The organism is Nocardioides sp. S5-5 (genome assembly GCF_054954065.1).
Genome location: NZ_CP199913.1, coordinates 2,448,677 through 2,468,408, shown reverse-complemented (window position 1 = coordinate 2,468,408; position 19,732 = coordinate 2,448,677). Strand labels below are relative to the sequence as shown.

The 19,732-nt window shown below is 72.0% G+C and carries 19 protein-coding genes; 5 read left to right on the top strand and 14 right to left on the bottom strand.

Annotated features, from left to right (window positions below):
• Positions 1 to 2: 2 nt before the first annotated feature.
• The 3 genes from ACUP6Y_RS11590 (at position 3) to ACUP6Y_RS11580 (ending at position 2,637) form a co-directional block, all read left to right on the top strand.
• Entirely contained in the window at positions 3 to 788 is a 786-nt protein-coding gene (locus tag ACUP6Y_RS11590; RefSeq protein WP_462556531.1) for a glycerophosphodiester phosphodiesterase, read from the top strand.
• Entirely contained in the window at positions 785 to 2,128 is a 1,344-nt protein-coding gene (locus tag ACUP6Y_RS11585; protein WP_462556529.1) for an MFS transporter, read from the top strand. The genes ACUP6Y_RS11590 and ACUP6Y_RS11585 overlap by 4 nt, the downstream gene beginning before the upstream one ends.
• 119 nt (positions 2,129 to 2,247) lie before the next feature.
• Positions 2,248 to 2,637, top strand: a complete 390-nt coding sequence (locus tag ACUP6Y_RS11580; protein WP_141007454.1) for an RNA polymerase-binding protein RbpA — start codon at positions 2,248 to 2,250, stop codon at positions 2,635 to 2,637.
• A gap of 9 nt (positions 2,638 to 2,646) precedes the next feature.
• Here the strand turns inward: ACUP6Y_RS11580 and ACUP6Y_RS11575 are convergent, their stop codons facing one another.
• From ACUP6Y_RS11575 to ACUP6Y_RS11560, 4 genes are all read right to left on the bottom strand, one after another.
• Complete coding sequence (locus tag ACUP6Y_RS11575; protein ID WP_462556527.1) at positions 2,647 to 3,090, bottom strand: FxsA family protein; 444 nt, start codon at positions 3,088 to 3,090, stop codon at positions 2,647 to 2,649.
• A gap of 28 nt (positions 3,091 to 3,118) precedes the next feature.
• A complete protein-coding gene (locus ACUP6Y_RS11570; protein WP_462556525.1) occupies positions 3,119 to 3,901 on the bottom strand; it encodes a polyprenol monophosphomannose synthase in 783 nt (260 codons plus the stop codon).
• Positions 3,894 to 5,477 carry an apolipoprotein N-acyltransferase gene (gene lnt / locus ACUP6Y_RS11565; RefSeq protein WP_462556523.1) on the bottom strand — a complete coding sequence of 528 codons (1,584 nt, stop codon included), beginning with the start codon at positions 5,475 to 5,477 and terminating at the stop codon, positions 3,894 to 3,896. The genes ACUP6Y_RS11570 and lnt overlap by 8 nt, the downstream gene beginning before the upstream one ends.
• A 407-nt stretch (positions 5,478 to 5,884) precedes the next feature.
• Positions 5,885 to 6,349: an Lrp/AsnC family transcriptional regulator gene (locus ACUP6Y_RS11560; RefSeq protein WP_462556521.1), complete on the bottom strand. Its 465-nt coding sequence runs from the start codon at positions 6,347 to 6,349 to the stop codon at positions 5,885 to 5,887.
• A 28-nt stretch (positions 6,350 to 6,377) separates the two neighbouring features.
• On the opposite strand from ACUP6Y_RS11560, the gene ACUP6Y_RS11555 reads away from it, so the two are divergent.
• Positions 6,378 to 7,307, top strand: a complete 930-nt coding sequence (locus ACUP6Y_RS11555) for a 5'-3' exonuclease (RefSeq protein ID WP_462556519.1) — start codon at positions 6,378 to 6,380, stop codon at positions 7,305 to 7,307.
• A gap of 46 nt (positions 7,308 to 7,353) precedes the next feature.
• On the opposite strand, the gene ACUP6Y_RS11550 is transcribed toward ACUP6Y_RS11555, so the two are convergent.
• The 8 genes from ACUP6Y_RS11550 to pafA all read right to left on the bottom strand — a co-directional run bounded on the left by ACUP6Y_RS11550 (position 7,354) and on the right by pafA (position 16,643).
• Positions 7,354 to 10,134, bottom strand: coding sequence for a DEAD/DEAH box helicase (locus ACUP6Y_RS11550; RefSeq protein WP_462556517.1), 2,781 nt, complete (start codon positions 10,132 to 10,134; stop codon positions 7,354 to 7,356).
• Complete coding sequence (locus ACUP6Y_RS11545; RefSeq protein WP_462556515.1) at positions 10,131 to 11,000, bottom strand: diacylglycerol kinase; 870 nt, start codon at positions 10,998 to 11,000, stop codon at positions 10,131 to 10,133. The genes ACUP6Y_RS11550 and ACUP6Y_RS11545 overlap by 4 nt, the downstream gene beginning before the upstream one ends.
• 20 nt (positions 11,001 to 11,020) lie before the next feature.
• On the bottom strand, positions 11,021 to 11,794 hold the full coding sequence (gene tatC, locus ACUP6Y_RS11540; protein ID WP_462556513.1) for a twin-arginine translocase subunit TatC: 774 nt from the start codon (positions 11,792 to 11,794) through the stop codon (positions 11,021 to 11,023).
• Positions 11,795 to 11,865: 71 nt separating this feature from the next.
• Entirely contained in the window at positions 11,866 to 12,123 is a 258-nt protein-coding gene (tatA, locus tag ACUP6Y_RS11535) for a twin-arginine translocase TatA/TatE family subunit (protein ID WP_462556511.1), read from the bottom strand.
• A gap of 77 nt (positions 12,124 to 12,200) precedes the next feature.
• Positions 12,201 to 13,208 (bottom strand): helix-turn-helix transcriptional regulator, encoded by a 1,008-nt coding sequence (locus ACUP6Y_RS11530; RefSeq protein WP_462556508.1) that lies wholly within the window; start codon positions 13,206 to 13,208, stop codon positions 12,201 to 12,203.
• Positions 13,205 to 14,167 carry a helix-turn-helix transcriptional regulator gene (locus ACUP6Y_RS11525; protein WP_462556506.1) on the bottom strand — a complete coding sequence of 321 codons (963 nt, stop codon included), beginning with the start codon at positions 14,165 to 14,167 and terminating at the stop codon, positions 13,205 to 13,207. The genes ACUP6Y_RS11530 and ACUP6Y_RS11525 overlap by 4 nt, the downstream gene beginning before the upstream one ends.
• Positions 14,148 to 15,242, bottom strand: a complete 1,095-nt coding sequence (locus tag ACUP6Y_RS11520; RefSeq protein WP_462556713.1) for an FKBP-type peptidyl-prolyl cis-trans isomerase — start codon at positions 15,240 to 15,242, stop codon at positions 14,148 to 14,150. Before ACUP6Y_RS11520 ends, ACUP6Y_RS11525 begins: the two co-directional genes overlap by 20 nt.
• A 39-nt stretch (positions 15,243 to 15,281) precedes the next feature.
• Positions 15,282 to 16,643 (bottom strand): Pup--protein ligase, encoded by a 1,362-nt coding sequence (gene pafA / locus ACUP6Y_RS11515; protein ID WP_462556503.1) that lies wholly within the window; start codon positions 16,641 to 16,643, stop codon positions 15,282 to 15,284.
• Between the two features lie 111 nt (positions 16,644 to 16,754).
• Here pafA and ACUP6Y_RS11510 point away from each other — a divergent pair, with 111 nt between their 5' ends.
• On the top strand, positions 16,755 to 17,732 hold the full coding sequence (locus ACUP6Y_RS11510; protein ID WP_462556501.1) for a cation diffusion facilitator family transporter: 978 nt from the start codon (positions 16,755 to 16,757) through the stop codon (positions 17,730 to 17,732).
• 46 nt (positions 17,733 to 17,778) lie between these two features.
• Here ACUP6Y_RS11510 and ACUP6Y_RS11505 read toward each other — a convergent pair whose 3' ends face one another.
• Both ACUP6Y_RS11505 and ACUP6Y_RS11500 read right to left on the bottom strand, forming a co-directional pair.
• Positions 17,779 to 18,627: a helix-turn-helix domain-containing protein gene (locus ACUP6Y_RS11505; protein WP_462556499.1), complete on the bottom strand. Its 849-nt coding sequence runs from the start codon at positions 18,625 to 18,627 to the stop codon at positions 17,779 to 17,781.
• A gap of 126 nt (positions 18,628 to 18,753) precedes the next feature.
• Positions 18,754 to 19,596: a helix-turn-helix domain-containing protein gene (locus ACUP6Y_RS11500; RefSeq protein WP_462556497.1), complete on the bottom strand. Its 843-nt coding sequence runs from the start codon at positions 19,594 to 19,596 to the stop codon at positions 18,754 to 18,756.
• Positions 19,597 to 19,732: the final 136 nt, after the last annotated feature.

Genomic DNA, 19,732 nt, shown 5'->3' with positions numbered 1-19,732 from the left:
GGATGTACCTCCAGTCCGGCCGGGTGCTGGCCTTCGCCCACCGCGGCGGCGCCTACCACCCCGAGATCGAGGGCCTCGAGAACACCCTCGCCGCGTTCCGGCACGCCGCCGCGCTCGGCTACGACTACCTCGAGACCGATGTCCACCTGACCGCCGACGGCGTGCTGCTGGCCTTCCACGACGAGGTGCTGGATCGGGTCACCGACCAGCGGGGAGCGGTCCGCGACCTCACCCTGGCCGAGGTACGGCGGGCCCGGATCGGCGGGCGCGAGCAGGTCCCGACGCTGGTCGAGCTGCTCGAGGCCTTCCCGGCGGCGCGGTTCAACATCGACCTCAAGTCCGACGGCGCGGTCGACGCCCTGGCCCGGCTGGTGCGCGAGCGCGACCTATGGGACCGGCTCTTGGTGGCGTCGTTCTCGCGCGGGCGGATCCGCCGGTTCCGGGCGCTGACCGACGGTCGCGTCCCGACCGCGGCCGACCCGTGGCAGATCGTGGCCTTCCGGCTCTCCCCCAGCACCCGGCTGGCCCGGCTGCTCGCGGGCAGCGGCTTCGCGGCCTTCCAGGTCCCCCACCGACAGCGCGGGCTCACCGTCACCACGCCGGGCTTCGTCCGGCGCGCCCACGCCGCGGGCCACCAGGTCCACGTGTGGACCATCGACGATCCGGCCGAGATGACCGCCCTGCTCGACCGCGGTGTCGACGGGCTCTTCACGGACCGTACCGATCTGCTCAAGGATGTCCTCCAGGGACGCGGCCAGTGGTGGTCCGCGCGGGGAGGGACGACATGAGCATCGCGGACCTGGGGCCGCTCAACCGCGCACGCGAGCAGCGGGCGTGGTACTTCACCGACTGGGCCGCGTCCGCGTTCCAGACCACCGTGGCGGGCGTGCTCTTCGCGCCGTACCTGATCTCGGTGGCCGAGAACGCCGTGGGCGAGCACGGCCGGCTGCACGTGCTCGGGCTCTCCATCGCGCCGGGCTCGCTGCCGTCGTACGTCATCACCTTCTCGACGCTGCTCAGCGCGCTCATCTTCCCGATCATCGGTGCTCTGGCCGATCGCACCGAGCGCAAGCCGGACCTGCTGGTCGGCCTGTCCTGGCTCGGCGCGGCGGCCGCCGCCCTGCTGTTCTTCATGAGCGGCGAGAGCTGGCTGTTCGGCAGCATCGCGTTCATGGTCGCCAACCTCGCGAGCGGAGCGGCGATCGTGGTCAGCGACTCGATCCTGCCGCTGATCTCCACCGAGGCCGAGCGCGATCGCACCTCGTCGGTCGGCTGGGCCTACGGGTACGCCGGCGGCGGGCTGCTGCTCGCCGTGAACTTCGCCGTCGTGACCTTCCACGACGCGCTCGGCCTCGACAAGGAGATGGCGGTCCGCCTCTCCCTGCTCTCGGCGGCCGTGTGGTGGGCGGCCTTCATGGTCATCCCGTGGCGCGGCATCAAGAAGCACCAGCCGGTCGCCGTGGTGGACGTCGGGGGCGGCCTGCTGGGCCGCTCGTTCGGCCAGCTGGGCGCCACCCTCAAGGACCTGCGCAACTATCCCGTCGCGCTCACCTTCCTGCTCGCCTACCTGTTCTTCAACGACGGCATCCAGACCGTGATCGCCTCGGCGTCGACCTTCGGCATCGAGGAGCTCGACTTCGGCGAGGGCACGGTGCTCGGCACCTACCTGCTCGTGCAGTTCGTGGCGATGTTCGGTGCCGTCGGGTTCGGCCGGGCGGCGGCCCGCTACGGCGCCAAGAGGGTGATCCTGGCCGGCATCGTCGGGTGGATGGGCATCGTGAGTGTCGCGCTCGTCGTGCCCGAGGGGCAGCTGGTGCCGTTCTTGGTGCTCGGCGTCGCCATCGGCATCGTGCTGGGCGGCACCCAGGCGCTGGCCCGGTCGTACTTCTCGCTGTTCATCCCGCGCGGCAAGGAGGCGGAGTACTTCAGCCTCTACCACGCCATGGACCGCGGCACCTCGTGGTTCGGCACCCTCACCTTCGGCCTCGTCTACCAGCTCACCGACTCCTACCGGCCCGCGATCTTCGCGCTCATCGCCTTCTTCGTCCTCGGCGGCCTGCTGCTGCTCCGGGTCGACACCGAGCGGGGCATCCGCCAGGCAGGCAACGCCCGACCCGCGGTCATCTGAGGTGGGCCCCGGGTCCCGACTGGTCTGGACCAGGGTCCTGGTCTGGTCCGATCCGGGTTGGAACCTTTTCCCGCTGGGTAGCGTTGAGTGGATAGACGAAACATGGGAGGTGAAGTCTGATGGCTGAGCGCACACTGCGCGGTGCCCGACTGGGGGGCCAGTCCTTCGAGGACGAGCGGGGTATCGAGTTCGCAGCCCGGCAGCAGGTCGGCTACAAGTGTCCCCAGGGCCACGAGTTCGAGATCACCATGTCCATCGAGGCCGAGGTGCCTGCCGTCTGGGAGTGCCCGCGCTGCGGGCTGGAGGCCGAGTCGACCGCCGGCATCGAGCGTGAGGTGAAGGCCGAGAAGCCCCAGCGCACGCACTGGGACATGCTGCTCGAGCGCCGCTCCGAGAAGGAGCTGGAGGAGATCCTCACCGAGCGTCTGGAGCTGCTCCGCGGCGGCGAGATCGGTCCGGCGCACCTGCACCGCGCCAACGCCCGCAAGAAGAAGCCGGCGAAGGCCTGACCGGCTCGACTACTGCTCGTCGATGACCTCGCCCCGGACCACGGTCGGTCCGGGGCGAGTGACATTTGCGCGCCGCGCGACCTGGCGCCCGGCGTACGACACCAGCAGGCCGCGGAACAGCGGCCGGGTGACGGGCAGGATCAGCAGCAGGCCGAGCACGTCGGAGACGAAGCCCGGGCTGAGCAGGAAGGCGCCGCCGAGCATCACGAGCGCGCCGTCGGCGAGCTCCTTGTGGGGCATCCGGCCGGTCTCGGCCCGCTCACGCAGCGCCAGCCAGGCGCGCCGGCCCTCGCGCTTCATCAGCCAGGCGCCGAGGAGGCTGTCGAGGACGAGGAGCAGGATCGTCCACCACGGGCCGATCACCTGACCGACCTCGATGAGCACGACGATCTCGAGGATCGGCATCACCACGAAGACGAGGAACAGCAGCGCTGCCGCGCGCCGGCTCCGCATGCTCCTCCTGCTCACTGCGTCCTGCCTCTCATCGGGTGCTGCGCTGCAGCTCCCTCGTCGACGTCGCGGGGGCCTTCAGTCGCTGCCAGCGCTGCTGCAGGCCCCACCAGGTGATCCGCTTGAGCGACTCCAGGGCGACCTGACCGCTCATCTTGGACTCGCCGCGGACCCGCTCGACGAACTCGATCGGGACCTCGCGCACGACCAGCCCGGCCTGCAGGGTCCGGGTGACCAGGTCGGTCTGGAAGACGTAGCCGGTGGAGCGCACCTCGTCGAGGCGGATCCGCTCCAGCGTGGAGCGGCGGAACAGCCGGAAGCCGGCGGTCGCGTCGCGCACCCGGATGCCGAGCAGCATCCGGACGTAGAGGTTGCCGCCGCGCGAGAGCAGCTCGCGCTGCCAGGGCCAGTTCACGACCGAGCCGCCGGGGATCCACCGCGACCCGATGACCAGGTCGGCGTCGCGCAGCCCGGTGAGCAGCCGCTGCAGCTGCTCGGGCTGGTGGGAGCCGTCGGCGTCCATCTCGCCGATCACGTCGTAGCCGGCGTCGAGGGCCCACGCGAAGCCGGCGAGGTACGCCGCCCCCAGGCCGCCCTTGGCGGTGCGGTGCAGGACGTGGACCTGCGGGTCGGTCCGGGCGAGGCCGTCGGCGATCGCGCCGGTGCCGTCGGGCGAGCCGTCGTCGACGACGAGGACGTCGACGTGCGGCTGCGCGGTACGGACGCGCTCGACGATCCACGCGATGTTGGCGGCCTCGTCGTAGGTCGGGACGACCATCACCGTGCGGCCCAGGGTGGAGTGCTGCTCAGACAACGGGTGCCTCACTCGGGGTCGGGGAATCGGCAGTCGGCTCGCCGGTCACAGCCTCCTGTCGGGGACCGTCGAACTGTCTCCCTCGACGGTACGTCACGGCACCTGACACGAGAGCACCGAGCGTCAGCAGGGTGAACATCCGTGACGGCCAGGAGCCCAGCCGCATCGCCGGGGTGAGGGCGGTGCTGAGCCCTACCCTCTCCACGAGCACGCTCGTGGTCCGCGGCCGCGCCGAGGCCACGACGCTGCCGTCGGGTGCGATCACGCCGCTCTGCCCGTTCGTCGAGGCGACCGCCAGCCAGCGACCGGCCTCGATCGCCCGCAGCCGGGTGATCGCGAACTGCTGCTCGATCTGGTGGGTGAAGATGAAGCTGGCGTTGCTGGTCTGCACCGTGAGCAGCTCGGCGCCGTCGCGCACCTGCGGGGGCATCACGTCGTCGTAGGCCACGTCGAAGCAGATCGCGTCACCGACCTTCGCGCCGGCCACTCGCAGCGGCTCGGTGCGGGTGCCGCTCCTCATGTCCCGGGTGATGAGGGCGAGCTGGCCGAACGTCGGGTTCCAGATGTCGCGGAACGGGATGTACTCGCCGTAGGGCACCGGATGGTGCTTGGTGTAGCGGTCCCCCGGCCCGGTCTCCGGGTCCCACACGATGCCCTGGTTGAGCACGTACTTCGGCCCGCCGTCGACGATCCCGCCGACCACGACGGGCACCCGGACGGCGGCGACGGCCTCGCGGATCCCGGTGTTGACCTCACCCGGCTCGAACGGGTCGACGGCGGTGGAGTTCTCCGGCCAGAGCACGAAGTCCGGCCGCGGCACCCGCCCCGCGTCGACGTCGGCGGCCAGGCGCACGGTCGCGTCGACGTGGTTGCGCGTGACGCCGAGGTGGTCCCAGAGGATGTCGTTGCCCGGGCCGGGGACGTCGCCCTGGACGACGGCCACGGTGGTGGAGCCGGTCTCGGGGACGTCGTACGGCACCACGGCGGGTGTCACCAGGACCGCCAGCACGCCGACCGCCGCCGCGGCCCACAGCCGGCGGCGCTCGCCGGCCAGCGCCGCCTCGGCGAGCCGGGCCAGGCAGAAGCCGGACAGGGCCAGCAGGAAGGAGAGGCCGGTCATCCCGACGTACGCCACCGCGGGGGCGGTGGGGGTGTCGATCGCCGCGAACGCCAGCCGGCCCCACGGCATCCCGCTGAACGGCCAGCCGCTGCGCACGGTCTCCATCGCGGTCCAGGCGGCGGCCAGCCACAGCGGCCAGGCCGGCAGTCGGCGCAGCAGCGGCACGACCAGGCCGAGCAGGCCGTAGAAGAGGGCCTCCACGCTCGCCAGCGCGAGCCAGGCGTCGGCGCCGATCGAGTCCTTCATCCAGGAGATGTGGCTGAAGTAGAAGGCCACCCCGAACACCAGGCCCACCAGGCCGGAGCGGCGTGGGGCCAGACCGCGGGTCGCGAGGGCGTAGCAGGCCACGCCCAGCGGCAGCAGCCAGGGCACGGCGACCGGCTCGAAGGAGGCGGTGAGCAGCACGCCGCCGACGGCTGCCAGGCCGACAGCAGGAAGAAGGGGGCGCTGCACCACGGCGAGAGCCTACGGCGCTCTGCAGGCGGCGGAAGGACCCGGGCCACCTTCGGACCGTCCCGGCTCCCGACTGGCTGCCGACGCACGCGACGTTGTCTAGGGAGACCCGGGTCCTTCCGGCTCGCTCTCGAGGAGCGAACCGACCTCCGCGAACCGTCCCGTGCGGAGCTGGTGCTACTCCGCCGACATACGGCCACTCGGACGCCGGTCCGCCGGCCACGACCTGCACGAGCGAACGTCACCACACTCTGGTGACCCTTACCTCTCCTGTCAACCGTCGCCTGACCTGCGGTGATATGCGTTCTCGCAGGTCAGCAGGGCCCGCCGGAACCGCAGAATCCCCCGATAAATCCGCCGATCGACGGCGTGTCGCGACGCGACACGCCGTGGCGGCGCGCTCAGCCGGATCAGTGACCGACGGGACGGTTCTCGTAGTAGGTCGAGAGCACGATGGTCGTACGGGTCGAGACGTTGGCCGCGGAGCGGATCCGGCCGAGCAGCAGCTCGAGCTCGACGGGCGTGGTGGTGCGGACCTTGAGGAGGTAGGACTCCTCCCCCGCGACCGACCAGCAAGACTCGATCTCGGGAATGCCGACCAACCGCTCCGGGCAGTCGTCGGGCTGGGACGGGTCGATCGGGCGGATCGCGATGAAGGAGGTCAGCGGGACGCCGATCTCGGCGTAGTTGACCGTCGCGCCGTACCCGAGGATCAGGCCGCGCTGCTCGAGGCGCTTGACCCGCTGATGCACCGCCGAGGTGGACAGTCCCGTGGCCCGCCCGAGGTCGGTGTACGACATCCGTCCGTCCTTGGCCAGGAGCTCCAGGATCTGCCGGTCCGTCGCCTCGACCGCTGGGTTGCCACTCTGACTCACGGGGCTCACCCTAATAGGCTGCACCTCGATGACTGAGCGCCTTCTACTCCTCGATACGGCCAGCCTGTACTTCCGGGCCTACTTCGGCTCCCCGGAGATCCTCGCGCCGGACGGCACCAATGTGAACGCGGTGCGCGGCCTGCTGGGCTACATCTCCCAGTTGACCGAGCAGTACCGGCCGACCCACCTGGTCTGCTGCTGGGACGACGACTGGCGGCCGCAGTGGCGCGTCGACCTGATCGCGACGTACAAGGCGCACCGCGTGGTCGAGGAGGTCGCCGGCGCCCCCGACGTCGAGGAGGTCCCCGACCCCCTCGAGCTGCAGGTCCCGGTGATCCGCGACGTGCTCGACGCCTTCGGCATCGCCGTCGTCGGGGCGCCGGGCTACGAGGCCGACGACGTCATCGGCACCCTCGCCACCGGGGCCGGGATGCCGGTCGACGTGGTCACCGGCGACCGCGACCTGTTCCAGCTCGTCGACGACGCGGCCGCCGTCCGCGTGCTCTACGTCGGCAAGGGGGTCGGCCGGCACGAGCGGGTCGACGAGGCCTGGGTGCTCGACAAGTACGGCGTGCGCGCCGACCAGTACGCCGACTTCGCCACCCTGCGCGGCGACGCCTCCGACGGGCTGCCCGGCGTCAAGGGCGTCGGCGAGAAGACGGCGGCCTCGATGCTCCAGAAGTACGACGACCTGGCCGGCATCCTCGCCGCCGTCGAGGACCCCGCCAGCGACCTCGGGCCGGGGCCGCGCGCCAAGATCCGCGACGCCGCCGCCTACCTCGCCGTGGCGCCGCGGGTGGTCGCGGTCGCTCGCGACATCGACCTGCCGCGCGAGCACCTCGCGCTGCCGCGCACGCCGGTCGACCCGGACGGGCTCGCGGCCCTGGTCGAACGGTGGTCGCTGAGCTCGCCCGTCGAGCGGCTCACCGGGGTGCTGGCCGCCACGACGGCCAGCTGAGCCGCGAGCCGCGCCGGGGCAGCGCCTCAGGGCACGGCGAGGAGCGTCACTCGGTGGCCACGATCCCGCGCCGCAGCAGCTTGACCAGTTGGCGCGCGGTGTCGCGGACCGGCGTGCCGGCGGCGGCGTCGGCGATCTGGCCGGCGAAGTCGATGAGCTGCTTCATCTGGCGCACGAAGTCGCCCGCGGTCTGGTCGTTGCGGGTGATGATCTCGTCGAGCTCCTGGCCCTCGGCCCAGCGCCACGCCGTCCATGCGAAGCCGGCGTCCGGCTTGCGCAGGAAGTCGAGTCGGTGCTCGCGCTCGAGGCGCTCGAGCTCGCCCCACAGCCGGGTCATCGCCTCGATGGTCACCGCGATGGCGCCGCCGGGCACCGGGGCCGGGCCGTCCTCGGGGCGGCGGGCCTCGTAGACCAGCGCGGACAGCACGGCGCCGAGCTGGGAGGCGGACAGGTCGTCCCACAGGCCGGTGCGCAGCGACTCGGCGGCGACCAGGTCGAGCTCGGAGTAGATCCGCATCAGGCCGCGGCCGCGCTCGGTGACCTCGTCCTCGCGCAGGTAGTCGAGCGCCTCGAGCACCTCGCAGACCCGGTCGAAGGTCCGCGCGACGGTGTTGGTGCGCCGCTCGATGCGCTGCGAGAGCAGCCCGGCGTCCTTCTGGAGCTTGGCGTAGCGCTCGGCCCAGCGGGCGTGGTCCTCGCGCTCGGCGCAGCCGTGGCAGGGGTGCTCGCGCACCTGCGCGCGCAGCGCCTGGATCTGGCGGGCGACGTCCTCGTCCACCGGGCCGCGCTCGGCGCGCGGACGGCTGACCGACAGCGGCAGCGCCCGCACCGCCTCTCGCACCGCCTGGGCGATGTCCTTGCGCTGCTGCGGGTTGCGGGCGTCGACCCGCTTGGGCAGCTTGATCCGGGCGACCGGCTCGACCGGCGTCGGGAAGTCCATCATCGCGAGCCGGCGGCCCTGCCGCTCGGCGGTGATCACCAGCGGGCGGTGGCCGTGCTCGGACAGGCCGGGGTCGACGACGACGGCCGGGCCCGCGAACTTCCCGACGGGTACGACGATCACGTCGCCGGGCCGGAGCCTCTCGAGGGAGGCCATCGCCTCGCCGCGGCGGTCCTGCCGGCGCACCTTGCTGGACTCCTTCTCCAGCTCGGAGATCCTGCGGCGCAGGCCGGAGTACTCCATGAAGTCGCCGAGGTGGCACTGCGCCGCCTCGGCGTACCCGGCCAGCGCGTCCTCGGCCTTGCGCAGCTGGCGGGCCAGTCCGACGACGGCGCGGTCGGCCTGGAACTGGGCGAAGGACTGCTCGAGCAGCTCCCGGGCCTGATGACGGCCGTAGGCGTGGACCAGGTTGACCGCCATGTTGTAGGACGGCCGGAAGCTGCTCCGCAGCGGGTAGGTCCGCGTCGAGGCGAGGCCGGCGAGCTCGCGCGGGTTCATCCCCGGCTGCCAGAGCACGACCGCGTGGCCCTCGACGTCGAGCCCGCGGCGCCCGGCGCGGCCGGTGAGCTGGGTGTACTCCCCCGGCGTGATGTCGGCGTGGGTCTCGCCGTTCCACTTGCTCAGCTTCTCCAGCACCACGGTGCGCGCGGGCATGTTGATGCCGAGCGCGAGGGTCTCGGTCGCGAACACGATCTTCACCAGGCCGCGCAGGTAGAGCTCCTCCACGCACTCCTTGAACGCGGGCAGCATCCCGGCGTGGTGGGCCGCGACGCCGCGCGAGGCCGCGTCGAGGAAGTCGTGGTAGCCGAGCACGTGCAGGTCGTCGGACGGCAGCCCACCGAGGGTGCGCTCGACGTACGCGATCGCCTCGTCGCGCTCCTCCGGCGAGGTCAGTCGCAGGTTGGCGTCGAGGCACTGCTGCACGGCGGCGTCGCAGCCGGCGCGGCTGAAGATGAAGTCGATGGCCGGGAGCAGGTTGTCGCGCCGGAGCCGCTCGACGACGTCGAGGCGCCCGGGGATCCAGATCCGGCGGCCGTTGCCGACGTTGCGACTGCCGGGCCCACCCTGGCGCGAGCCGCGGGGCTGGCGGTGGCCCTTGAGCCGGGTCGAGGCCCAGTCGTCGCGGGCCAGCTTCACCAGCTCGTCGTTGACCGGCGCGCCCTCGCGGACGAAGCCCGCGGCGGCGTCGACGTCGGTGGAGGCGAACAGGTCCAGCAGCCGCCGGCCCACCATCACGTGCTGGAACAGCGGCACCGGGCGCCGCTCGGCGACGATGGTGCGGGTCGAGCCGCGCACCGTCTCCAGCCACTCGCCGAACTCCTCGGCGTTCGAGACCGTCGCCGACAGGGAGATCACCGACACCGACTCGGGCAGGTGGATGATCACCTCCTCCCAGACAGCGCCGCGGGAGCGATCGGCGAGGTAGTGCACCTCGTCCATCACCACGAAGCCGAGCCCGACCAGGGTGCGGGAGCGCGCGTAGAGCATGTTGCGCAGCACCTCGGTCGTCATCACGACCACCGGAGCCTCACCGTTGACGGTCGTGTCGCCGGTCAGCAGGCCGACCTTGTCCTTGCCGTAGCGGGCGGCCAGGTCGGCGTACTTCTGGTTCGACAGCGCCTTGATCGGCGTCGTGTAGAAGCACTTGCGCCCGGTCTCCAGGGCCAGATGGACCGCGAACTCCCCCACCACCGTCTTGCCGGCGCCGGTGGGCGCGGCGACGAGCACGCCGTCCCCGTCCTCGACCGCCTTGCAGCCCTCGACCTGGAAGTCGTCGAGCGGGAAGGAGTAGCCGGCGGCGAAGTCCCGGAAGACGGGGTGCCCCCGGTCCTTGCGGTACGACGCGTAGCGCTGCGCCGGGCTGAGGTCCTCGTCGTGCTCACTCATGAGATCACCTGCAGCGCGGCGGGCACGCACTCGACGGTCAGGGGCAGCGGGCCGAAGCGCTCGCCGTCGGCGTACCCGACGATGCCGGAGCAGGCGACGGTCACCCGTCGTACCCGGTGGCGCTCGTACTGCGGATGGGTCACGTGACTCCCGTCGAAGAGCTTGGGGAAGGTCCGGAGCAGCTCGACCCGGCTGACCGGCTTGATCAGCACCACGTCGAGCAGGCCGTCGTCGAGCTCGGCACCGTGGGTGATGCGCAGCCCGCCGCCGAAGGACGGACCGTTGCCGACCGCGACCAGCATCGCGTCCACCTGTCGCTCCGTGCCGTCGAGCTCCAGGAGGTAGCGCAGCGGCCGGAAGGTCCGCAGCTCCGCGACGGTGGCGAGGTTGTAGCGCATCTGCCCCTTGGGCCAGCGCATCCGGTTGGCGCGCTCGTTGACGACCGCGTCGAAGCCGGCGGCGAGCACGCCGCCGAAGTACCGCTCGCCGATCCGCGCCAGGTCGACGGTCCGGGGGACGCCGTGGATGATCCGTACGGCGGCCGCGGCCCCGTCGCCGCGCGGCAGGTCGAAGTAGCGGGCGAAGTCGTTGCCGGTCCCGGCGGGCAGGATCCCCAGCGGGACGTGGGTGCCGGCCACCGCCTGGATCGCCAGGTTGACCATCCCGTCGCCGCCGCAGACGACCAGCACGTCCGGCTCCTCGGCCGCGGCGACCCGGGCCAGGTCGAGGGCCTCGTCGGCGTCGCGGCCGGTGAGGGCCGTCGTACGCCAGCCGGCGCCGTGGAACCGCGGCAGCGCCTCGTCGCGCATCCGGGCGCCGCGCCCCTTCCCCGAGGTGGGGTTGGTCAAGACGATCGCGCGGGGCACGGGTGAAGGCTAGCGCCGGGTCACAGGTCCAGCGGGCTGGCCTCGTCGGGCGAGAGACCCGCGTTGATGGTCCTGCCGGCGCGGCGGCGGTCGTTGAGGCGGGCGATGACCTCCGAGACGAGGAAGAGCACCACCATGGGCGCGGCCATGAAGGTCATCGTGAACGGGTCACCCGACGGCGTCATCACGGCGGCGAAGAGGAAGGTCCCGACGATCATCCAGGGCCGGTGCGCGCCGAGGGTCTTGCCCTTGAGGATGCCGGCCATGTTGAGCAGCACCACGAAGATCGGGATCTCGAAGGCGATGCCGAAGCCGAGCAGGGTGCGGCTGAAGAACGTGAGGTAGTCGTCGAAGTCGACCAGGTTGGTCAGGCCGTCGGGGTTGAGGCCGATCAGGATCTCCAGGCCCTTTGGCAAGGTGACGTAGCCCAGCACCACGCCGACGAGGAAGAGCGGTCCGGCGATGACCGCGAAGATGCCGGTCCAGCGCTTCTCGCTCGGGTGCAGGCCGGGGACGATGAACGCCCAGATCTGGTAGAGCCAGACCGGGCTCGAGCCGATCAGTCCGGCCAGGCCGCAGAGCTTGAGGTGCAGCAGGAAGCCGGCTGCCGGGCCGGAGCTGGTGCCGAGGCTGGAGCCCTCCGGCAACGTCTCCTGCGCCGAGCGGTACGGCTCCCAGACCAGATCGAAGAGCGGGCCGAAGAAGAACAGCGCGACGATGAACGCCAGCAGGACCGCGAAGCCCGCCTTGAGGATGCGCGCGCGCAGCTCCCGGAGATGGTCGGACAGCGCCATCCGCCCGTCGTCACCGACGGGATGGACGGGCTTTCCGATGAAGAGCTTGAGAAGACCCGTGAACGCCAAGGTCAGGCGTTGTTCTCGCGGCGGTCCTCGACGATCTCGCCCTCGGCCACGTCATCGAGCCGAGGCGCCTCGGCGGCAGGCAGCTCGGCGGCCGGCGGCGTGGGCTTCTTCTCGTCCTCGTCGTCGCGCAGCCCCTTCGTCTCGGCCTTGAAGATCCGCAGCGCCTGACCCGTGCCGCGGGCCAGGTCCGGGAGCTTGGCGGCGCCGAAGACCAGCACCACGATCGCCAGGATGACGAGCCACTCGGCTCCCTGGGGCATTCCGATCAGGGGAAACATCGGCGGGGACCAACTCTCGATCGTCGGGGTTGTGCTGACGCGTCCATCCTACGCTGCCCTCAGCGATACAGGCTGAGGGTCTCCTGTGCGCGAGCGGTGAGGATGCCGGTGAGCTCGGTGGGCTGGACGACGCTGGCGTGCGGCGCGAGCCGCAGCAGCAGTCGGGTCAGCCAGCGCCGGTCGACCACGACCAGGTCGACGTCGGCCGATCCGTCGTCGTGGACGCGCACGTCGCGGACCGGGTAGTAGTCGGTGGCCCACCGCGCCGGTGGCTCGAGACGCAGCGTCACCACCGTCGCGTCCGGGACCGCGTCGTCGGTGAACAGGCCGTCGCTGAGGTCGCGCGGTCCTCGCGGTGGGGCCTGCCTGGCCGTCGGGAGCAGCTCGGCCTTGGTGATCCGGTCGAGGCGGAACAGCCGATCGTCCCCGGCACGGTGGCAGTGGGCGTCGAGGTAGGAGAACACGCCGTGCGTGACCACGCCGTAGGGGTCCACCACCCGCTCCGACTCCTCGTCGCGCGACGGCACGAAGTACAGCAGCCGCAGCTGCCGCCCGCTCGTCACCGCCTCGTCGACGAGGGCGGTGAGCTGGGCGGCGACGACCTGCTGGGCGTCTCGCGGCGACGGGGTGATCTCGACGTGGGGCGCGCCGGCGGCCGCCTCGAGCTTGGCCAGGACCCGGTCGACCAGCTCGGGGCTGGCGCCGGTCGGCGCCGTGTCGCGCAGCATCCGGAGCGCGACGATCATCGCGGAGGCCTCGGTCGCGCTCAGCCGCAGCGGCCGTGCCAGGTAGTCGGCGTTCTCGACCCGGATCACGCCCTCGCTGACCGGGCTGCCCTCCTCGGTCACGATGGCGTCGAGGTCGACGTCGATCAGGTCGTCCGGCATCCCCCCGGGCAGGCCGCACATGAACAGCACCCTGAGGTCCTGCACGACCTGTTTCGGCGTCGTACCGAGGAGCTGGGCCGCCTCCTCCAGCCGGACCCCGTCGCGATGGTGGAGGAACGGCACCAGGGTCAGCAGCCGCGCGACCTGGTCGCGGGCTCCGGGCGCCGGGGTGCGGGTCATCGCACCACCTGGGCGAGCCGCGCGACGACCTGCTCGCGCGTGGCGGCAGGCTCGAGCAGGACCACATCGGGTCCGTGCGAGAGCACCTCGTCGGCGAGCCCCTGGGTGGGGCGCACGAGGACGACGCGGTCCCACGCGGTGCGGTCGTCGGGCCCGGCGACGCCGACCTCGACCCGCTGGGCCGCGCGGCGCAGGCCGTGGCCGGCACCCTCCCGGACGAGGAGCACGGCGGTCGTGCTCGGCACCGGCGGCGCCATCCGGCGGGCGATCTCGCGTACGTCGGTCTCCGGCGGGACGTCGTAGGCCCCGGCCGGGCCGACCAGCGCGACCTCCCCGTGGACCCGGGACAGCCGGAAGACACGCTCGGCGGCGCGGTCGGCGTCGTACCCGACGAGGTACCAGCGCCCCGAGTAGCGCACGACGCCCCACGGCTGGACCCGGCGCCGCATCGGGGCGTCGGCGTCGGGCCGCTGGTAGTCGAACTCGATGGCGGTGCGCTCGCAGACCGCGACCCAGCATCTCTCGAACGCCGGCTCCTCGGCGGTCAGCAGCGGCCGGGCGATCTCGAGGGCGTCGAGGTCGACGTCGATGCCGGCCGCCGTGAGCTTGCGGACGGCGTCGGTGGTCGCCTGGGCCATGGTGGCGTGCTGCCACACCCGGGAGGCGATGCCGACGACGGCGGCCTCCTCGGGGGTGAGCTCGACGTCGGGGAGCGCGAACGCCTCCGGCGGGATGCGGTACCCGACCTCGTCCTCGAAGAGCGGGTCGATCGTCGCGACCTCGACGGGTACGCCGAGACTGCGCAGCTCGTCCTTGTCGCGCTCGAACATCTTCTCGAAGGCGTCCGGGCGCGAGTCCGGGTACAGCAGCTCGCGGATCCGCTCCTTGGCGATCGGCCGGCGCTGCACCAGGAGCATGATCAGCAGGTTGAGGAGACGCTCACTCTTCGGGGCTGGCATCCGTGCTCGGCTCGGCGCTGGGGTCGGTGGCGCCGTCGGTCGGGCTGGCGTCGGTGCTCGGCTCCGGCTCAGGCTCCGGCGGGGTGTCGGCGGCGTCGAGGATGTCGACGACGAAGTACAGCGTCGAGTTGGCGGGGATGTCGTCGCCCTGGGCCTTGTCGCCGTACCCGAGCTTCGGCGGGATCTCGATCATCACCCGGCTCCCGACGGGAAGCCCCACGAGAGCCTTGGACCAGCCCTTGACCACGGACGCGCCCTTGCCGCCGACGACGGCCTCCAGGCCGCGGCCGTCGGCGTAGCTGGCGTCGAACGGCTTCTCGGCGCCCGGGATCTGGCCGAGGTAGCTGACCAGGATGGTCTGGCCCTTGGCGACCACCGGGCCGGTGCCCTTGGTCAGCGTCGCGACCCTCAGGTCACCGCTCGGCTTGGGCACGCCCGTGAAGTCGAGGCCGGCCGGCAGGCCGGCGTCCTCCACGATCTTCGGCGCCCAGGCGGGAGCCGCCTCCTCGCTGCCCTCGGGGCCGGCGATCTGGGCGATGTCGGCCACGAACAGCAGGCCGTCCTCGTTGCCGATGTCGAGGCCCGCGAGGAGGCTGGCGGCCTGGCTGCCGAGGTAGCCGCCGAAGGCGACGTCGCTGCCGACGGTCACCGCGATCCGGCTGCCGACCTTCTGGCCGGCCTTGATCTGGTCGGCGAAGCCGAGGGAGAGCAGGTCGGTGAGGGTCTGCGGCTCCTTCTCCGCGCCGACCTTGACCAGCGTGCTGAGCGACTCGGCGGCGTAGCTGTCGAACGGGACCTTGTGGGTCCAGCCGTCGGCCAGCGTGAACTCCACCCGGACCACGTCGCCCTTCTTCAGCGCCGCGCCGTCACCCTCGGTGAGCACCTTCGTGACCGGCTTCCCGGCCGTCATGATCGACGTCCAGTCCAGCTTCGGCGACTCGCCGACCTGGCCACTGATCGTGACGGCGTCGAGGCCCTTGGCCTGGTCGGAGTCCGACCCGCCGCACGCCGCGAGCGCGAGGCTCGCGGGCAGGAGGGTCGAGAGGAGGAGCATCGAAGGACGTCGCAGGCGCATCAGCACGCGCAAACCCTACCGAGTACACGAAGGCGGGTGTCACATGCCGTCGATCAGGCGCTGCACCCGCTCGTCGTGGGCCCGGAACGGGTCCTTGCACAGGACCGTGCGCTGAGCCTGGTCGTTGAGCTTGAGATGGACCCAGTCGACGGTGAAGTCGCGGCGGCGCTCCTGGGCGCGGCGGATGAACTCGCCGCGCAGGCGGGCGCGGGTGTTCTGCGGCGGGACCGACTTGGCCTCGAAGATCTTGAGGTCGCTGGTCACCCGCGCCACGGCGCCCCGCTTCTCCAGCAGGTAGTAGAGGCCGCGGCCCCGGTGGATGTCGTGGTAGGCCAGGTCGAGCTGGGCGACGCGGGGGTGGCTGAGCGGGATGCCGTGCTTGGCGCGGTAGCGGTCGATCAGCTTCCACTTGATCACCCAGTCGATCTCCCGGTCGACCAGGCTGAGGTCATCGGACTCGACGGCCTTCAGGCCGCGCTCCCACAGGTCGAGGGCCCGCTCGAGGACCGGGGTCGAGATGCCGCGGCGGTCGACGAAGTCGCGGGCCTTGGCGAGGTACTCGCCCTGGATGTCGAGGGCGCTCGCCTCGCGGCCGTTGGCCAGGCGGATCTTGCGCCGGCCGCTCATGTCGTGGGAGATCTCCCGGATCGCCCGGATCGGGTTCTCCATGGTGAGGTCGCGCATCACCACGCCCTCCTCGATCATCCGCAGCACCAGGTCGCAGGAGGCGACCTTGAGCATCGTCGTCGTCTCGCTCATGTTCGAGTCCCCGACGATGACATGCAGGCGGCGGTACTTCTCGGCGTCGGCGTGCGGCTCGTCGCGGGTGTTGATGATCGGCCGGCTGCGGGTGGTCGCGCTGCTGACGCCCTCCCAGATGTGCTCGGCGCGCTGGCTCACCGAGTAGCTCGTGCCCCTCGGCGTCTGGGTGACCTTGCCGGCCCCCACGACGATCTGCCGCGTCACCAGGAACGGGATGAGGACGTCGGCCAGCCTGCTGAACTCGCCGGCCCGGCTGACGAGGTAGTTCTCGTGGCAGCCGTAGGAGTTGCCGGCCGAGTCGGTGTTGTTCTTGAACAGGTAGATCTCGCCCGCGATGCCCTCGTCGTGCAGCCGCTGCTCGGCGTCCAGCAGCAGTCCCTCGAGGACCCGCTCCCCCGCCTTGTCGTGCGTCACCAGCTCGGCGATGTCGTCGCACTCCGGCGTGGCGTACTCGGGGTGGCTGCCGACATCGAGATAGAGCCGGGCGCCGTTGCGCAAGAAGACGTTGCTCGATCGGCCCCAGCTCACGACCTTGCGGAACAGGTAGCGCGCGACCTCGTCGGGGCTGAGCCGCCGCTGTCCGCGAAACGTGCACGTGACGCCGTACTCGTTCTCGATCCCGAAGATCCGACGGTCCATGTACGCACACTACTGCCGCGGTGCGCATCGGGTACCGATCCCGCAGGGACGCGCCGCGCGAGTTCGCGCCATGACCCGCGCAGCATGGACTGAGCCAGCACAATGGGCCGGGTGAGGACCACCGAGGAGTCGGCCGGCGGCGAGAGCCTGGTGACGGTTCTCGTCGCGCTCACCGCGAACGCGCTGATCGCCGTCGCGAAGTCCGTGGCCGCCGGCCTCACCGGCTCCGCGTCGATGACCGCCGAGGCCGCCCACTCGTGGGCCGACACCGGCAACGAGGTGTTCCTGCTCGTCGGCGAGCGCAAGGCCGCCCGGCCGCCCGACGACGAGCACTCCCTCGGCTACGGCCGGGTCGGCTACGTGTGGTCCATGTTCGCGGCGTTCGGCCTGTTCGCGGTCGGCTCCGCGGTGTCGATCTGGCACGGCGTCCAGTCGCTGCACGCCGAGGAGGAGGCGCCGGCGTACACCTGGGCGTACGCCGTGCTCGGCCTCGCCTTCGTGCTCGAGGGGACCTCCTTCCTCCAGGCACTGAGTCAGGCCCGGGACGCCGCCGTACCGCGTCGGCTGCACCCGCTGCGCTACCTCACGATCACCTCGAACCCGATGCTGCGCGCGGTCTTCGCCGAGGACTTCGCCGCTCTGGTCGGCCTGGCCGTCGCCTTCGTCGGCATCCTGCTCCACCAGCTCACCGGCGACCCGATCTGGGACGCGCTCGGCTCGATCCTGGTCGGGGTGCTCCTCGGGGTGGTGGCGCTCTTCCTGATCCGCCGCAACATGGACTTCCTCACCGGCGAGGCGGTCACGCCGCTCGCGCGCAACATGGCGCTGCACGCACTGCTGGAGCACCCCGAGATCGCGCGGATCAGCTACCTGCACATGGAGTGGGTCGGCGCGGACCGGATCTTCCTCGTCGCCGCCGTCGACCTGGTCGGCGACGCACCCGAGTCGGACGTCGCCGAGCGCCTCGGCGCGATCGCCGACGCGCTCCACGACCGCCCCGAGATCGTCCGGGCGGTGCTCACCCTCACCCGCCCCGGCGACGACACGGACCTGGCGCCCGGGCCGCTGCCGGACTGGTACCTGTCGTAGCGCCTGGATTCAGGCCAGGTCCCGGCGCGACCGGTCGCGGCCGGCCTCACACCCGCACGGGCGCGGCCCCGGTCAGCTCGTGCTGGAAGGCGCGGGCGGAGCGCTGCATCCGCAGCAGCAGGGTCGCCGAGGGCGTGACCGAGCCGGTCACGTAGCTCGACAGTCGGGAGGGCGAGGTGCCGATCCGCGCGGCGAACTGGCGCTGGGTCACCCCGCTCAGCGCCACCAGCCGCTGGACCTGCCGCCCGACCAGCCGGCGGTCGTGGTCGGTGCGCCATTCGCGACACCAGGTGAGCAGGGTGGCCACGAGCTCCCGGTCGCTCTCGTCGGCCCGGTCGACGAGGCCCTGCGCGTGGGGACCCCATGGCTCGGCCGCGATCAGCCCGAGCGCGTGGCGGCCCTCGACGACCGATCCGCCCCGGCCGAACGCGACCAGCGCCGCCCGGACGGCGTCCAGCCCGATCCGGGGCGCGGCGTCGACGTCGATGTCGGCGAAGACCAGGGCGCGCCCGAGGTCACGGCTGCAGTCGTGGGCCAGCAGTCGGTGGACGACAGCCGTGGTCAGGGGACGGTCGACGTCGGTGTCGACGAGCCGGCTGGCGCGGTGCTGGAGTGACGCCACGCGCTCGTGCCCCAGCTCGCGGCCGAGGTCGGCGACCCGGCCGACGTCCGCGGCGTCGTCGAGCACCGCCAGCGCGACGAAGCTCGCCAGGACCGCGCTGAAGTGCGTCGGTCCACTGCCGTTGCCGCGCTCGGTCTCCCAGCGGTGCCACCGCTCCCAGGCCGCCGACGATCGCCGTGCCACCTCCGCCTCGCGCTCACGCAGGCTGTCGACCAGGTCGTCCAGCAGCGGGCGGGTCGGGAGCGCACGGGGCAGGTCTGGGGAGAGGGTCATCGCTGAGTCGCCTTCTGGGAGGTCCACAGGGGGGCGCCGACCGGAGCCGACATCCACCTGGACGGACCAGGGGCCGGTTCATGACGCGATTCTCACGAAGAGTTGGTAAAGAAAATCCGAGCGCCCTCAGTCGACAGCCTCACCCCGGCGTGCGCGCCGGGCCGCCCGGTTGATGCGCAGCAGCATCGCCGCCGACGGCGTCACCGCGCCGGTCGCGTATGTCGACAGCCGCGACGACGAGGTCCCGATCAGGGCGGCGAACTCCCGCTGGGTGAGGCCGGTCTCGGCGATGGCGTTGCGGATGTGGGCGGCGACGGCCGAGCGCTCGTCGTCCTCGACGATGCGGCGGACCAGGTCGCTGACCGCGCGCAACGCGCGCATCTCGGCGGCATGCAGCTCCGGGTCGAGCATCGCGAGAAGGTCGTCGACGGCTCCGGACCACGGTGCCGCCATCGCGGCCGCGACGAACGCGCGCCACTGGAGCACGCCACCGGCCCGGAAGAGGGCGAGCACGTCCTCCCGGCCGGCCACCTGGGGCAGCGCGGGGTCCGCGACCCCGACGGTCATCAACCACGTCATCGCGGTGGAGCACACCTGGACCAGCTCGGGGCGGTCTGCGAGGTCGAGGGCGCCGGCGGAGGTCGGGGACAGACCCCAGGCCCGCTCGCCGAGGGCGCGGGTCAGCGCCGTGGTCAGCGTGCGGTCCGGCCCGTCGACCACGCTCAGCGCGTCGTCCTGGAGCTGCGCGACCTCCCGCCCGCCGAGCTGGCGCATCAGCTGCGCGAGGTGCTCGATGTCGGACACCTCGCCGAAGTGGACGATCGCGAGGGAGTTGGCCAGCACGGTGCGTGCCATCGGCACCGCCGCCACCCGGCGGGCGCCGAGCCGGCCGGCCGCCCGCCACCACGTGTCCAACAGCTCCGCGTCGCCGTCCGCCCGTCGTTCGAACGACGCGACGATCCCCCACATGCCGTGCGTCCCCCTCAGCCGGCCACATCTGCGGACCGGTGCGCCGTCAACCATGCCCGGTGGCGCCAACACTCGTGTGCATTTCACGAGCGGCGATATCGGATCTGACATCACCCGGGGCGCTCGGCGGGGCCGC

Excerpts from the sequence above, each read along its gene's own strand:
- ACUP6Y_RS11585 (WP_462556529.1), top strand. The coding sequence starts at position 785 with ATGAGCATCGCGGACCTGGGGCCGCTCAACCGCGCACGCGAGCAGCGG.
- pafA (WP_462556503.1), bottom strand. The coding sequence starts at position 16,643 with ATGGACCGTCGGATCTTCGGGATCGAGAACGAGTACGGCGTCACGTGC.
- ACUP6Y_RS11590 (WP_462556531.1), top strand. The coding sequence starts at position 3 with ATGTACCTCCAGTCCGGCCGGGTGCTGGCCTTCGCCCACCGCGGCGGC.
- ACUP6Y_RS11500 (WP_462556497.1), bottom strand. The coding sequence starts at position 19,596 with ATGTGGGGGATCGTCGCGTCGTTCGAACGACGGGCGGACGGCGACGCG.
- ACUP6Y_RS11530 (WP_462556508.1), bottom strand. The coding sequence starts at position 13,208 with ATGACCCGCACCCCGGCGCCCGGAGCCCGCGACCAGGTCGCGCGGCTG.
- ACUP6Y_RS11505 (WP_462556499.1), bottom strand. The coding sequence starts at position 18,627 with ATGACCCTCTCCCCAGACCTGCCCCGTGCGCTCCCGACCCGCCCGCTG.
- ACUP6Y_RS11525 (WP_462556506.1), bottom strand. The coding sequence starts at position 14,167 with ATGCCAGCCCCGAAGAGTGAGCGTCTCCTCAACCTGCTGATCATGCTC.
- ACUP6Y_RS11555 (WP_462556519.1), top strand. The coding sequence starts at position 6,378 with ATGACTGAGCGCCTTCTACTCCTCGATACGGCCAGCCTGTACTTCCGG.
- tatA (WP_462556511.1), bottom strand. The coding sequence starts at position 12,123 with ATGCCCCAGGGAGCCGAGTGGCTCGTCATCCTGGCGATCGTGGTGCTG.
- ACUP6Y_RS11575 (WP_462556527.1), bottom strand. The coding sequence starts at position 3,090 with ATGCGGAGCCGGCGCGCGGCAGCGCTGCTGTTCCTCGTCTTCGTGGTG.
- ACUP6Y_RS11580 (WP_141007454.1), top strand. The coding sequence starts at position 2,248 with ATGGCTGAGCGCACACTGCGCGGTGCCCGACTGGGGGGCCAGTCCTTC.
- ACUP6Y_RS11520 (WP_462556713.1), bottom strand. The coding sequence starts at position 15,242 with ATGCGCCTGCGACGTCCTTCGATGCTCCTCCTCTCGACCCTCCTGCCC.
- tatC (WP_462556513.1), bottom strand. The coding sequence starts at position 11,794 with ATGGCGCTGTCCGACCATCTCCGGGAGCTGCGCGCGCGCATCCTCAAG.
- ACUP6Y_RS11550 (WP_462556517.1), bottom strand. The coding sequence starts at position 10,134 with ATGAGTGAGCACGACGAGGACCTCAGCCCGGCGCAGCGCTACGCGTCG.